Below are 13,766 nucleotides of genomic sequence, written 5' to 3' on the forward strand. Positions count from 1 at the left end.
ATTTCTCTTTTCGAGAAAAAGCAAAAAGAGTGGTAAAACCACCCTTTTTTAATTCTATTATAGACGAGCGTTCAATTCTTTGCTCAATTCTTCAAATCCTGGTTTACCAAGAAGGGCAAACATGTTGCGTTTGTATGCTTCAACACCTGGTTGGTCAAATGGGTTGATGGCATTCAAGTAACCTGAAAGGGCGATTGCCAATTCGAAGAAGTAGATAGTGTATCCAAGAGTGAAGGCATCTTGCTCAGGAAGAGTCACGTACATATTTGGTACGTCACCATCTGTGTGGGCAAGAAGAACACCGTCAGTTGCTTTTTTATTTACAAAGTCAACATCTTTTCCTTGAAGGTATCCAAGTCCATCAAGATCTTCTTCCAAAGTAGGGATAATCACGTTCTTACGTGGTTTGTCAACACGGACAACTGTTTCAAACATGATACGAGTTCCTTCTTGGATAAATTGACCCAATGAGTGCAAGTCTGTTGAGAAGTTAGCTGAGGTTGGGTAAATTCCTTTTTGGTCTTTCCCTTCTGACTCACCAGCCAATTGTTTCCACCATTCTGAGAAGTATTGAAGGGATGGCTCGTAGTTTACCAAGATTTCAGTTGCATAACCTTTACGGTAAAGGATGTTACGAACAGCTGCATATTGGTAAGCTTCGTTTTCAGATATTTTATCTGAAGTATAGTCTTTACGAGCTGCGTTAGCACCTTCCATAAGGGCTTTGATGTCTGCACCTGACGCAGCGATTGGAAGCAATCCAACTGCTGTCAATACTGAGAAACGTCCACCGATATCATCTGGAACCACAAATGTTTCCCAACCATTCGCATCTGCTTCAACCTTAACAGCACCTTTTTGGCGGTCAGTTGTTGCGTAGATACGTTTGTTAGCTTCTTCTTGTCCGTATTTCTTAACCAAAAGTTCTTTGAAGACACGGAAAGCGATCGCTGGTTCAGTTGTTGTACCTGATTTAGAAATCACGTTTACTGAAAAATCTTTATCTGAAACGTACTCTACCAAGTCAGCAAGGTAAGTAGATGAGATTGAGTTTCCAGCGTAAAGGATTTGTGGTGCCTTACGTTCTTCTTTTGTTTGCAAGTTCGCAAAGTGGTGGTTCAAAAAGTCAATGGCAGCTTTAGCACCAAGGTAAGATCCACCGATACCGATCACCACCAAGACATCGCTGTCTGCTTTGATTTGCTCAGCAGCTTTCAAAATGCGGTCAAATTCTTCGCGGTCGTAGTTTTCAGGAAGGTCCAACCATCCCAAGAAGTCGCTACCAGCACCAGTTCCTTTACGGATCAATTCGTCTGCTGCTGTTACTTGTGCTTGCATATATTCCACTTCATGTGGTGCAACAAATTTATCTAAAACTTTTGAATAATCAAATTTAATATGTGACATGTTATTCCTCCAAAATTTCTTCTTCTCTATGATATCGCTTTACAGGGATTTTATCAAGTTTTTATACTGAATTTTCCCAAATTTTATCATAATTCAAACGTTTGCGTAAAATCTTACAAAATTAAAAAACTTGAGGCATCAAACCCTACGAATAAAAAACGACTAGGATTCTAGTCGTTATAATTCATTTAATAAATACTCAAATAATTCTAAATTGCCATCTTCTTCATTGACTAGAAACTCTGGATGCCACTGAAGACCAATAATACGGTGTTCGTCGATAGATTCGATTGCCTCAATGGTTTGGTCGCGAGGATCTACTGCCGTTACGCGAAAATTTGGAGCCAAGTCTTTAATACTCTGACGATGAACTGAATTGACCTGACTAGTTTTACCAAACAATTGCGACACAAGACTTCCTTCAACTGTCTCAATGGAATGTGACGTTCCAAAAGGAAGCCCTTGCCAGTGTCCTTCAATCTCCTGATTGAGAGTGCCACCAAAGGCGACGTTGACAAGCTGAACCCCACGGCAGATGGCTAAAATTGGCTTATTCTGACGAAGAGCCTCTTTCAAGAGAGCTAGTTCAAACTCATCACGAGCTAGGTTATAGTCGTCGCTATCAATTGTTTTTTCCTCACCATAAAACTGAGGATGAACATTTTGTCCCCCAGTCAAGATGAGCTTATCAATCATTTCTACATAGTCATGGACCACCGACTCATCACCAACCGGAATGACCAAAGGAAGTCCGCCAACCTGACGAATACTCTCAGCAAATTTACAAGAGACTGATGAATGAATGTTTTTTCCTTCTGCGTCTACAGGACATAGATTCGCAGCTACTCCAACAACCGTTCTTGCCATACTGTTTTCCTTTCAATTTCCTTTGATAAATCTATCTTATCACTCCAACTCCTTCCTGTCTAATATGTATTTTAAAAGACTGTGATAGGTTTCTTTTATCAGAAAAAGTTGCCCTAGTTTAGGACAACCTTCTTTTTATTCAAAGACAAATTGATTATGATACAATTCTGCGTAGAATCCACCAAGTCTAAGCAATTCCTGGTGATTTCCTTGCTCAATGACTTGACCATCTTTGAGAACGATAATCTGATCGGCATTGAGAATGGTTTTCAAGCGATGGGCAATCACAAAACTAGTTCTTCCTGCTACAATCGCCTCCATAGCATGCTGGATCTTACTTTCGGTTACAGTGTCCACGTTAGAAGTTGCCTCATCCAAAATCAAGACCTGGGGATCTGTCATCAGGGTTCGAGCAATGGAAATCAACTGTTTTTGGCCAGTTGAGAAGACGCTCTGGTCATCATTAATCAAAGTATCATACTTATCTGGCAGGCTTTCGATGTAGTCATGGATGTGTGTAGCCTTAGCTGCCGCTTCTACCATTTCTTGACTAGCATCAGGGACACCAAAGCGAATATTGTCTCGGATGGTTCCGCTAAATAAAACTGAATCCTGCAAGACAATTCCCACCTTGCTTCGCAAGCTATCCAAATCAAATTCTCGGATATCTCTACCATCAAAACTGATACTTCCTGCATCCACATCATAAAAACGATTGATTAAGTTCATGATGGTCGTTTTTCCTGATCCTGTTGGCCCAACCACTGCAATCATCTTCCCTTTTGGAGCTGAAATGCTGACATCTTTTAGAATTGGTTTACCTGAAACGTATGAGAAGTCTACGTTTCGAATCTCCACACCCTCTCGTAATTCTGTGAAATCTGGAGCATTTTGAGGGCGAACTTCTTCTTCGGCATCAAACATTTCTTGAATGCGGTCAGCACCAGTAAAAGCAAGTTGCAAACTTCCCCAACTAGCTGCCAATTGGATTATGGGTTGATAATACTGTTGAGAAAACTGGGTAAACATTACAATCAAACCCAGAGCAGTTGCTGTCTCAATGTTCTTATCATTCAGTAAGACAGCTGAACCGACAAAAATAACAATAGCTGTATTGACCAAACTCATTCCGTTCATGACAGGAAAGAGAATTCCTGAAAACATTCTGCCCTTGAAAGTGGCCTTTCGAACCCGTTCATTTTGCTCAACAAAACCTGCAATCACATCTTCTTGAATGCCTTGAACAATAACGGCTTTCTGACCCGAAATACTCTCATCCATATAAGCATTGAGCTTCCCAACTTCTTTCTGTTGGAGATTGGTATATTTTCTTGCCAATTTCAAAATGACAATCAACATGATGACAGCTATCGGAGTGCTAGCAATCGTAATCAAAGCCAAGGTCACATTTTTTGCGAACATGACAATCAACAAACCAATATAAAGTGCAATATTGGTCATAACAGACACCAGACTTTCGTTGAAAGCCTGTAGTATGTTATCCAAATCACTGGTGAAACGTGACAGGATATCACCATCTTGATGGCGGTCAAAGAAGGAAACAGTCAAGCGAGAAAGCTTGCCAAAAAGTCCCTTACGCATCTCATTTGTTGATTCGGCAATAATACGGCTCATCAAAACCATATAGATAAGACTCGACACCACGAGCACAATCAAAACATAGGCAAGATTGATTAAGAGTCCTAATAGACTTTGCCAAACCATATCTGGGTTTCCATTTTGATAGGCTATAACCAGATTAGCCAGTTCTGTTACTGTTTGACCTGCAAATACTGGAAAGAGGGCTTGTGTTACCGTTGCAATGATAATCATAGCAATGACAACGATAAAGGATATCTTATAAACTTTAAAATAGTTCCAAAAAAATCGAAATGTCTTCATCCTACTCCTCCTTTCCTTTTTGCGTTTCGTAAATTTCTCGATAAACTGCGTTTGTTGCAACCAAGTCAGCGTGTTTGCCTTGACCAATCAAACGCCCTTGGTCAAGCACTAAGATTTTATCCGCATGAACAACAGAACTAATTTTCTGAGCGATAATAATAGTAGTTGTTCCCTTCAAGTCCCTATTAAGAGCTTCTTGTACCAAGCGTTCTGACTTAGCATCAAGTGCCGAAGTCGAATCATCAAAAATCAAAATTTTAGGATTGCTAACAATTCCACGCGCAATAGACATTCGTTGTTTTTGTCCACCAGAAAAGTTATTCCCACGTTCCTCAACCGGACTTTCAAAGGCCAAGTCCATACGACTAATAAATTCACTGGCCTGGGCGATGCGAGCTGCGCGTTCCATTTCTGAAACTGTCGCATCACCCTTACCTTGTCTGAGATTATCTGCGATGGTTCCACTAAAGAGAATGGCTCTTTGTAGGACGATAGAAACTGTCTTACGAAGCGTCCCTTCACTAACTGTCCGAATGTCCTTTCCACCAATCTTAATAGAACCTTCTTGAGGATCAAATAGTCGTGGAATCAACTGAGCCAAGGTTGATTTCCCTGCACCAGTTGCTCCGACAACCCCAACCATTTCACCAGCTGCGATATCGAAGGATACATCTTTTAGGATAGGTTCTTCATCATTTGGATAGGTAAAGGTAACATTTTCAAAACTGAGACTTCCTTCCAATTCTTCATCTTCCACATCATTGAAAGTCATAGCTGGTTCTGTATCAAGGATTTCACGAATACGACGAAGGGAAATCATGGCACGAGTAACTGAGTTCCCCAAAAAACCAACCATGACGATGGTAAAGATAATCTGACTCAGGTAGTTTACAAAGGAAGCAATGGAACCAACTACTGACGGATCTGACTCTGCCATACCTGCTACAAGCCAGATTGAAAGAAAGACAGCCCCGTATGAAATCATCATCATTACAGGTTGAACGATAGAAAAGGCGTAGCCGATATAAAGGTTTTCTCCCAGCAATTCATCTGATACCTGCGTAAACTTAGCAAACTGGTCTTTTTCTCGAACAAAAGACTTAACCACGCGCACACCACGTAAATTTTCTTTGGCAATGGCATTGATACGCTCCAATAAGGTCTGGAATTTTGCAAAGCGCGGTCCCATCATCCCCATCATAAGACCTGTCATGGCGACGATCAAAACGACCATAAGAACCAACACCCACCACAGCGAAGGCAGAGTAACAATGGCTAATATAAAGGAACCAATAAATAAAATCGGTAGTCGAAAGAGGATTTGGAAGGTCATCATAACGACGTTTTGAATCTGATTGATATCGTTGGTCATACGAACGACAAGGTTCCCTGCATTAAACTTCTCAATATTGGCGTATGAAAAAGTTTGAATCTTGCGAAAGGCATCTTCGCGTAAGTCAGACGAAACTCCTTGAGCAATGTAGGCCGCTAACACAACATTGATACCGCCTGCGACCAAACCGATCAAGGCAACAAGAATTAACCAAAAACCGATAGTATAAATAGCTTCATGATCACCTATTAGCAGAGCCTCTAAAACTTCCTGCAAATAACGTGGTTGCAAAAGTGAACTTGTCACCATTAGACCTGTCATGACCAAGGACGCTAGCGCCTGCCATTTATAGGCTTTTACTTTCTGAAACAGCATATTTCCCCCTTATAAGATAGACAAAAGGGAACGACAGCTCTGTCAGTCCCTTCTTATGCTTTCATGTTGATGCTATTCTAACAAAAAAGAATGCTATTGTCAAAACACTCAGCTATCAGAAGCTTGTGCATCACGACATTAGCATTCTATTAATCCTTTAAAAATTTTTCTAATTTAGTACTAAATCTTATTGCTCTGAACCATCTTGCTCTTCCAGCTTGGTTTGTCCAATTTCACGGTAACTACGATCCCCAACAATCTGGACTGAGAATTGACCATCTTCATACTCGAGGATCGTCACACTTCCATTATCAAGACCATGCGGATGCATGCCGTTAATTAAATAAACAATGGTTCCAATAGTCATTCCATGGCTGACTACGAGGGCATTCCCTCCCCCATTAGCTTCCATTTCCTTGGCGATAGCCTCAAAGCCTTCCCAAATACGACCACTTAGTTTTTCCCAGCCTTCAGCCCAGCCTGCTGTATCCACTTCTACCAATCCTTCAGCTAGCTCCGCATAGGACAAACGATGCACATGATCGACATTAAAGATACGAGGAATGATGCCCATAAATAGGTCCCCATCATAAGCACCATCAAAGCTACCAAAGCACCACTCACGGATTCTCTTATCCATACGATAAGGAATTTGACCTGTCAGACCTAGTTCCTCAAGGATAATTCCCATAGTCTGGATGGTACGTCCTGAGTCACTCGAGTAAGCACGCTCAAACTTTAAGCCTGACTCACGCAAGCCAATTCCCAGTTCGTGAATACCTCGTTCACCTTCAGCCGTTAAGGGAGTATCACTCCAGCCTTGAGCACGCCCAATCGTATTAAACATTGTTTTCCCATGACGCACAAGATACAATTTTACACTTGCCATTTTTGGTCCTCCATATGTATCTATTATAGCATGATTTCAGGTAAAAACCTCGTCCAAACTACTCTGTGCCCTTCTTTGAAGGTGCTAATTTGGAAGACCTAGCAGTCTCTTTTTTGCTCCCTTCTTCTGTTTTCTCCTCATTTCCTTCTTTGGACTTGTTTTCTGTTTTCTCAGACTTTTGACCGGTCTTTTTTAAAGGAGAAAAGTGAAATTCAAACTGATTTTTTCCTGTGTCAATAGTCGTTGTGAAGAATTTTTCGTCATTTCGATAAGTTGACTTCCCTACATTAAATGACTGCTCTCCATTTTCAGAAGAAGCTTTTTCATAGGTTCTCTTAGCCATAGCAAATGCAAGAAGTTTTTCTTTATTTAAGGCATAATCCTGATGATGTGCTACTTGCCGATTTAGATAAAACTGCAACAAAAGACTAAAAATTCCAGCAATAGTGATAGCGTATAGGAGAACTCCTGCTCTAACTTTTTTCTTTTTCAACACGATAGATAAATTCCCTCTCTAGTCCCTTTTCAAACTGAAAGTGAAAGTGTAGCTCCTGCCCTTTTTCTTGAATTCGAGCTGATTTTAGACCGTAGACCATGGGTTGATAACCACGTCCACTAGCATCTGTTTTCCGGAAATCATTTGACTTTGATTTACCCATAGAAATGGGTTTGCCGTCCTGTTTGAGGTAAAGCCTATCATTCTCCACTTTTTCAAATTGGGCTCGATTCATCTCTGCTTCTAGCTGATCCACAAATAAAAGCCATTCTTTTTGCTCATTTTTCTGCTGATAGCGAACTTCTGAAACCAAGAGTTGGCTCATAGATTGAAAAAGAAGCAAGCTCCCACTAATAACGATGAGGGCAACCAAGGATTCTAAAAGTGTAAAAGCTCTGACCCTACTTGTCTTGAATCGCCAGTAATTTCTCCGTTCCATGGTATACCTCCAAACCTCGCTCATTCGAAACAACATGAACCGTAAGGCCATTGACAGTCAACTGCTTTTGTCCAGTCTGCAAAGCCATACGAGCCACTCGCAAGACTTCTTCCTGTTTTAGAAGTTCTGCTTCCCTTTTTCTACTTTCTTGAATTTGTCCCAGCAAGAGGGTTGCTATACTGGCAAAAATGACTAGTGAAATCACTGCTTCCAGTAAAATAACCGCCTTAATTTTTTGCTTCTTGAATACGTTTAATCTTTCCATTTCCTAGATATAGTTGGTAGCGAACCACTTCTTTCCTTGTTTGAAATCTCACGCTGGCCAAAGACGAATTCCCTCCAGCCTTATCAAAGGTAATTGACTGATTAGACTGCAGTTGAACTCCTTTAGGAATAGCCAATTTCTGATAGCCATTCCCAATACTTCTCTCTTCTAGCATTAAGTTCATCTTTTGCTGACTAGCCAGACTTCGCTTCTGGGTTTCCCGATAAAGTTCCTCAAACTCCATAAAGAAAATCTGTTCTTCCACAGCTGCAAAAGTTGATTGAACTGAACTTGACAAACCCAAGGCTAACAGGCTGACTATTCCTAAGACCAATAAACTTTCTAGCATAGTAAAAGCCCTAATCCGAAACTGTTTGACTTGTCTTTTGTTTTGCATGATATTCCTTATAGGCTTTTGCTTGCTCAGCAGTGATACGTCCATCTGCCTGTAATTTGCTTAGACTAGCATCTTCATTTTTATCCAGACTATACAGTTCTGCTTGGCTTTCTACCACCTTAACGACAGCTGCTTTCCCCTTATCATTGACTGCATCCTTTTGCTTAGTAAGATTTGGCACAAACAGCAAGAGTAGGACGCTAATGATAAGCAATACCACCAACATTTCTACCAGTGTAAAAGCTTTTGCCTTCGTTTCTTTTAATTTCATCATCATTTTTTTCATCTAAAAATTTACCTCCATATTTTGATACATTGGCAGCAACATGGCTGCGTACAATAAAACGATTAGCAGAGCTACAAAAATAAAGACCAGTGGTTGAACAAGGTTCATGGCCCGATTGACTCGGGTAAAGAAGGATTCCCAGGTTTTTTCCGCATAGATTTCCAATTCGCTTCCTAACTTGGATTTAACCTCTCCATATTCAATGATTAATCCCAACTCCCTTCTAAAGAAGGGATAGGTCTGAACAACCTTAGAAAATTCCTGCCCATTTTGCAAAGATTGATCTAAATCGTATCCAATTTCCTTAAAAAGAGGATCTCCTTGCTCCTGCATCATCTGGAAAATCTGTGCCAACTCTAAACCTTGTCCAATCATATTTCCCCATTCCCGAGCATAATAGGCAGTTAGATAATACTGAACAAATACACCTAAAAAAGGGATTCTAGACAGATAAGAAAAGACTTGTATCTTCTTAGATTTCCTGTAGAAAATCAGCCCTGTTATAGATAGCAGACCTAACGATAGAACAAGCCCAAGAAAAATCTGTGGTAGATTGCTAATCACTAAAGTAGCTATGTTACTACTATCCAGTTGGGGCAAGAGATAATTTCGCAACCCCAACATTATGAGCAGTAAGAAAGCTAGCAAAATAAGTGGGTAGGTCGCAACTTCAATTAACTTCTTCTTGATCTTAGCAAGATTATCCAAATATTCTTCAATTTTCCCCAAACTCAAATGGAGATTTCCATGAACTTCAGCCAATGAAAGTTGAGTGACAATCGCACTCGAAAAACCTAAATTTCCCATCATTTCCGAGAAAGATTTTCCTTTCGATAGTCCTAGGCGCATCTGTGAAACATATTCCTTCTCCAACAAAAGACTTCTATCAAGAAAAGAAATGATTTCTACCAAGTGAAAACCACTAGAAAACAAATTGTTAAAGAGGGTGATAATTTTCTTCTGCTTACTGGTAGCTAATTTTCTCCGTTTCAGCTTGAAGGGCAGTGATATGTCCGTCTTTAAGAAGCTGATCAATTTGCTCATTCCACTTGTCTGCCTGGTGTTCTGAATAATTTTGGTTTGCAAAATCAATAATCCCTCCTCCCCCTATTAGTCTCTGGTAGCAAACACCTTGTAAAACAACTGCGAGTTCATCCTCACTGACACCGAGTTCTAAAAGACGCTCATAGACACCACGAATACTCTTTGCATGTATGGTCGAAAACACTGTAGCTCCCGTTAAGCTCGCTCTTACAACAGCACGAGCTGTTTCGCTATCCCGAATTTCTCCAATGATTAAAAGATCTGGGCGGTGCCGCAAAGAAAGTTTTATCAAGTTTTCATAGCTCAGTCCTATAGCTTCATTGAGTTGTAATTGCAGCATCTCTTCTTGCTTAATCTCGACTGGGTCCTCAATGGACATGACTTGTTGTTCCTTAAACAATGACTTAGCTAATTCATGCATTAAGGTAGTTTTACCACTTCCTACAGGTCCTGCAAATAGATAAAGGCCGCGTTGCCTAAAGCCCTTTTCCAGTTCCTTAAGATCCTGAAACCAATAACGTAGGTCTTGCTCATCATCATGTAGGAGACGGATTACTAAGCTCTCATACCCACGATAATCACCTACTGTTGATAAGCGAAGAGAAGTTACCTTCTCACCATACTGATAGTCACAGGACCCGAGCTGACTTCGGCGTTTTTCTCCGACATTCATACCTGCAATAAATTTAAAATGACTAATAACAGCACCTAGCTTATCAAAGTCATAAGAGTCAATCAAACACCTTTCATCACCAATTCGCATATGTACCTCATACACCCTATCTTTGGGAACGAAATAGATATCCTGGGCCCCTTTTTTCTTTGCAAGAGTAATTAATTCTTGCGCAAGTTCTTGTACCATATCTTCCTCCTCATTCTTATTATTCGAAGAAAATATAAAAAAAGAACAACTTCTTTAAAAAATTGTTCATCCTTTTTTAATGTGACAAGTTCTGTGAGCTTCAAGACCTGTTTGTTTTTCATATCCAGGTCGAAATTTTTCATCCGGAATAACTTGACCATCTTCCAGTAAAGCCAAGGAATGATATTGCTGCAGAAATTCATCACATTCCTCACACCAACGCTTATCCTCCGGATTCCAAAATATGGTCATTAAGTCTCCTCGACTTTTATATAGTGGAATTTTCTTTTCCAGTTCAAACCAGCAAGATTTATAATACTTCAAGGCATCATAGTAATTTTCAAATTTCTTACTACTAATGACGTCTTCTTCCCATCCTTCTATGAACCACCAAGGTTCAAAATCCCCGTACATTTCTATAACTCGATACATAGTTTCATTTCCTTTGTATCGTATATTATAGCGAAATTTTAAGAACAATGAAAGAAATTTGCTTATTTTCACGAATAGTCTGACATTTCCATAATAAAAAAACATACATGTATTTAAAAGCAAAAAATGTTAAAGGATTCTCTATTTTCTTTAAAAAAATAAAAACAGAAACTGTAAACCAGTTTCTGCTTATTCTTATGCTTGATAACGTTTCTCACCATCAAGGTAGGTTGCCACCAATTCCAAATCTTTATCGAGAACAATGAAGTCAGCATCATAGCCTTCTCGAATTTGTCCACATACATCATCGATATTTACTGACTTAGCTGGATTAAGGCTAGCCATCATAACAGCTTCATGTGGATTAGCAATTCCCCATTCAACTACATTCTTCAAACCATCTTTCAACTTAAGAATAGAACCTGCCAAGTTCCCGGAAGATTTCAAACGAGCAGTTCCGTTTGCAACTACAACCGGAAATTCTCCAAGCATGTAATCGCCATCTTGTAAACCACCAGCTGTCATACAGTCAGTAATCAGAGCAATATTTTCAGTACCTTTTTGTTTGAGTAGAATTTCACAAGCCTTAGGATCAACGTGATGACCGTCACAAATGAGCTCTGCATAAGTATGAGGAAGTTGATACATGGCACCAACCATACCCAATTCACGATGTGTTAGACCACGCATCCCATTATAAGCATGAACCCAAACACTTGCTCCCGCATCAACGGCTTTCTTAGCCTCATCAAAAGTGGCATTCGAGTGCCCCAGAGCAACAGTTACACCTTCACCAGTTACAGTACGAACAAAGTCCTCAACTCCTTCACGTTCAGGTGCCAAAGCAATTTTATTTAGAAGACCATTAGCAGCCTTCTGCCAAGCTCGAAACTCATCCATACGTGGATCTTTCATATAAGCAGGATTTTGAGCACCTTTAAATTCTTCTGTAAAATATGGTCCTTCAAAATAGATTCCACGAATCTTAGCTCCACTGGCCTCTTGGTAACGTTCCCCAATATTTTCAGTCACCGCAAGTAATTGCTCGTAAGAAGAAGTAAGTGTAGTTGGTAAGAAGCTTGTAACACCAGTACTTAAGAGGCCCTCACTCATCGTATGCAGTGTTCCTTCAATATTATTATCCATAACATCAACACCACCAAATCCGTGAATATGAGTATCTACAAGACCCGGAGCAACACTGTATCCAGTATAATCAATAACTTCGACGCCATCAGGTAACTCTTCAACATGTTTACCAAACTTTCCATCAATAAGCTCCAAATAGCCATCACGGCGAATACCATGTGGATAAAAGAATTGATCTGCTTTAATATACTTTGGCATAATACTAACCCCCTTTTAAAATTATACTTCGTTTATTATGTCAATTACATTATAAACCTTTCTATAGAATTTGTAAATGGTCTAGACCTATTTGAAGTTAAAAATTTATAAAAAAAAAGACAAGGTACATCCTTGTCTGTAATACTATACCGGCGGCCGGGGTCGAACCGGCACGTCCTTGCGGACACTGGATTTTGAGTCCAGCGCGTCTGCCAATTCCGCCACGCCGGCAAAGTATAACTGGGGTAGCTGGATTCGAACCAACGCATGAGGGAGTCAAAGTCCCTTGCCTTACCGCTTGGCTATACCCCAATAATATAAATAGGCGAGTGAGGGGAATCGAACCCCCGAATGTCAGAGCCACAATCTGATGTGTTAACCACTTCACCACACCCGCCATAATTTAAGAAACACGGGCAGTAGGAATTGAACCCACACTGAAGGTTTTGGAGACCTTAGTTCTACCTTTAAACTATGCCCGTTACTATGGAAGGGGAGGGATTCGAACCCCCGAACCCGAAGGAGCGGATTTACAGTCCGCCGCGTTTAGCCTCTTCGCTACCCTTCCTTAATAATATAAATGGCGCGAGACGGAATCGAACCGCCGACACATGGAGCTTCAATCCATTGCTCTACCAACTGAGCTACCGAGCCAATATTGCGGGAGCAGGATTTGAACCTACGACCTTCGGGTTATGAGCCCGACGAGCTACCGAGCTGCTCCATCCCGCGTTAATTATAAATAAAGGAGGATGTGGGATTCGAACCCACGCACGCTTTTACACGCCTGACGGTTTTCAAGACCGTTCCCTTCAGCCGGACTTGGGTAATCCTCCAATAATAGTCCGTACGGGATTCGAACCCGTGTTACCGCCGTGAAAAGGCGGTGTCTTAACCCCTTGACCAACGGACCATATTCTTAAATGGGCACGAGTGGACTCGAACCACCGACCTCACGCTTATCAGGCGTGCGCTCTAACCACCTGAGCTACGCGCCCAAGTTAAAAAACTTGGTAATGAACAAAGTTCAAAGCGGGTGACGAGAATCGAACTCGCGACAACAGCTTGGAAGGCTGTAGTTTTACCACTAAACTACACCCGCTAAAATGGGAGTTAACGGGATCGAACCGCTGACCCTCTGCTTGTAAGGCAGATGCTCTCCCAGCTGAGCTAAACTCCCTAGAGCTAAGCGACTTCCATATCTCACAGGGGGCAACCCCCAACTACTTCCGGCGTTCTAGGGCTTAACTGCTGTGTTCGGCATGGGAACAGGTGTATCTCCTAGGCTATCGTCACTTAACTTTGAGTCATACATACTCAAAATTGAATATCTTTCAAATGTCACTTAAAAACTAACCACGCTTCGTATTCTCAGTTACTTTGGATAAGTCCTCGAGCTATTAGTATTAGTCCGCTACATGTGTC

General features: G+C 40.8%; 14 protein-coding genes, 12 tRNA genes and 1 rRNA gene. All 27 read right to left on the minus strand.

Features of this window, described 5'->3' with window-relative positions:
* Positions 1-57: 57 nt before the first annotated feature.
* The 27 genes from FN031_RS06130 to rrf all read right to left on the minus strand — a co-directional run bounded on the left by FN031_RS06130 (position 58) and on the right by rrf (position 13,641).
* Positions 58-1,407: a glucose-6-phosphate isomerase gene (locus tag FN031_RS06130; RefSeq protein WP_004251578.1), complete on the minus strand. Its 1,350-nt coding sequence runs from the start codon at positions 1,405-1,407 to the stop codon at positions 58-60.
* Between the two features lie 177 nt (positions 1,408-1,584).
* Complete coding sequence (locus FN031_RS06135) at positions 1,585-2,274, minus strand: gamma-glutamyl-gamma-aminobutyrate hydrolase family protein (protein WP_142558547.1); 690 nt, start codon at positions 2,272-2,274, stop codon at positions 1,585-1,587.
* Between the two features lie 135 nt (positions 2,275-2,409).
* Entirely contained in the window at positions 2,410-4,176 is a 1,767-nt protein-coding gene (locus FN031_RS06140) for an ABC transporter ATP-binding protein (RefSeq protein ID WP_142558549.1), read from the minus strand.
* A 1-nt stretch (position 4,177) separates the two neighbouring features.
* A complete protein-coding gene (locus FN031_RS06145) occupies positions 4,178-5,884 on the minus strand; it encodes an ABC transporter ATP-binding protein (RefSeq protein WP_142558551.1) in 1,707 nt (568 codons plus the stop codon).
* 187 nt (positions 5,885-6,071) lie between these two features.
* A complete protein-coding gene (locus FN031_RS06150) occupies positions 6,072-6,773 on the minus strand; it encodes a histidine phosphatase family protein (RefSeq protein ID WP_142558553.1) in 702 nt (233 codons plus the stop codon).
* Between the two features lie 58 nt (positions 6,774-6,831).
* Positions 6,832-7,269, minus strand: a complete 438-nt coding sequence (gene comGG, locus FN031_RS06155; RefSeq protein WP_142558555.1) for a competence type IV pilus minor pilin ComGG — start codon at positions 7,267-7,269, stop codon at positions 6,832-6,834.
* Complete coding sequence (gene comGF, locus FN031_RS06160) at positions 7,247-7,708, minus strand: competence type IV pilus minor pilin ComGF (RefSeq protein WP_142558557.1); 462 nt, start codon at positions 7,706-7,708, stop codon at positions 7,247-7,249. Before comGF ends, comGG begins: the two co-directional genes overlap by 23 nt.
* The gene (gene comGE, locus FN031_RS06165; RefSeq protein ID WP_142558559.1) at positions 7,671-7,973 is read right to left on the minus strand and encodes a competence type IV pilus minor pilin ComGE; all 303 of its coding nucleotides are present in this window, start codon (positions 7,971-7,973) and stop codon (positions 7,671-7,673) included. Before comGE ends, comGF begins: the two co-directional genes overlap by 38 nt.
* On the minus strand, positions 7,936-8,370 hold the full coding sequence (gene comGD, locus FN031_RS06170; RefSeq protein ID WP_260604697.1) for a competence type IV pilus minor pilin ComGD: 435 nt from the start codon (positions 8,368-8,370) through the stop codon (positions 7,936-7,938). Before comGD ends, comGE begins: the two co-directional genes overlap by 38 nt.
* Positions 8,333-8,656 (minus strand): competence type IV pilus major pilin ComGC, encoded by a 324-nt coding sequence (gene comGC, locus FN031_RS06175; protein WP_049494534.1) that lies wholly within the window; start codon positions 8,654-8,656, stop codon positions 8,333-8,335. Before comGC ends, comGD begins: the two co-directional genes overlap by 38 nt.
* Positions 8,657-9,700: a competence type IV pilus assembly protein ComGB gene (gene comGB, locus FN031_RS06180; RefSeq protein WP_142558563.1), complete on the minus strand. Its 1,044-nt coding sequence runs from the start codon at positions 9,698-9,700 to the stop codon at positions 8,657-8,659. It abuts the gene before it with no gap.
* Positions 9,621-10,562 (minus strand): competence type IV pilus ATPase ComGA, encoded by a 942-nt coding sequence (gene comGA / locus FN031_RS06185; RefSeq protein WP_142558565.1) that lies wholly within the window; start codon positions 10,560-10,562, stop codon positions 9,621-9,623. The genes comGB and comGA overlap by 80 nt, the downstream gene beginning before the upstream one ends.
* A 66-nt stretch (positions 10,563-10,628) precedes the next feature.
* The gene (locus FN031_RS06190) at positions 10,629-10,994 is read right to left on the minus strand and encodes a DUF1033 family protein (protein WP_142558567.1); all 366 of its coding nucleotides are present in this window, start codon (positions 10,992-10,994) and stop codon (positions 10,629-10,631) included.
* Between the two features lie 195 nt (positions 10,995-11,189).
* Positions 11,190-12,341, minus strand: coding sequence for an N-acetylglucosamine-6-phosphate deacetylase (nagA, locus tag FN031_RS06195; RefSeq protein ID WP_142558569.1), 1,152 nt, complete (start codon positions 12,339-12,341; stop codon positions 11,190-11,192).
* Between the two features lie 147 nt (positions 12,342-12,488).
* Positions 12,489-12,572, minus strand: a tRNA-Leu gene (locus FN031_RS06200).
* Positions 12,573-12,581: 9 nt separating this feature from the next.
* A tRNA-Gln gene (locus tag FN031_RS06205) sits at positions 12,582-12,653 on the minus strand.
* Positions 12,654-12,665: 12 nt separating this feature from the next.
* Positions 12,666-12,738, minus strand: a tRNA-His gene (locus FN031_RS06210).
* A gap of 14 nt (positions 12,739-12,752) precedes the next feature.
* Positions 12,753-12,823, minus strand: a tRNA-Trp gene (locus tag FN031_RS06215).
* Positions 12,824-12,828: 5 nt separating this feature from the next.
* Positions 12,829-12,909: transfer RNA gene (locus FN031_RS06220), tRNA-Tyr, on the minus strand.
* A gap of 13 nt (positions 12,910-12,922) precedes the next feature.
* Positions 12,923-12,995 (minus strand) — tRNA-Phe (locus FN031_RS06225).
* 4 nt (positions 12,996-12,999) lie between these two features.
* Positions 13,000-13,073: transfer RNA gene (locus FN031_RS06230), tRNA-Met, on the minus strand.
* Between the two features lie 14 nt (positions 13,074-13,087).
* Positions 13,088-13,177 (minus strand) — tRNA-Ser (locus FN031_RS06235).
* Positions 13,178-13,182: 5 nt separating this feature from the next.
* Positions 13,183-13,254: transfer RNA gene (locus FN031_RS06240), tRNA-Glu, on the minus strand.
* 11 nt (positions 13,255-13,265) lie between these two features.
* Positions 13,266-13,339: transfer RNA gene (locus tag FN031_RS06245), tRNA-Ile, on the minus strand.
* A gap of 33 nt (positions 13,340-13,372) precedes the next feature.
* Positions 13,373-13,443: transfer RNA gene (locus FN031_RS06250), tRNA-Gly, on the minus strand.
* 5 nt (positions 13,444-13,448) lie between these two features.
* Positions 13,449-13,521 (minus strand) — tRNA-Val (locus FN031_RS06255).
* 4 nt (positions 13,522-13,525) lie between these two features.
* Positions 13,526-13,641: ribosomal RNA gene (rrf, locus tag FN031_RS06260) — 5S ribosomal RNA — on the minus strand.
* Positions 13,642-13,766: the final 125 nt, after the last annotated feature.

This window comes from Streptococcus mitis, assembly GCF_902159415.1.
Lineage (GTDB): Bacteria > Bacillota > Bacilli > Lactobacillales > Streptococcaceae > Streptococcus > Streptococcus mitis_BG.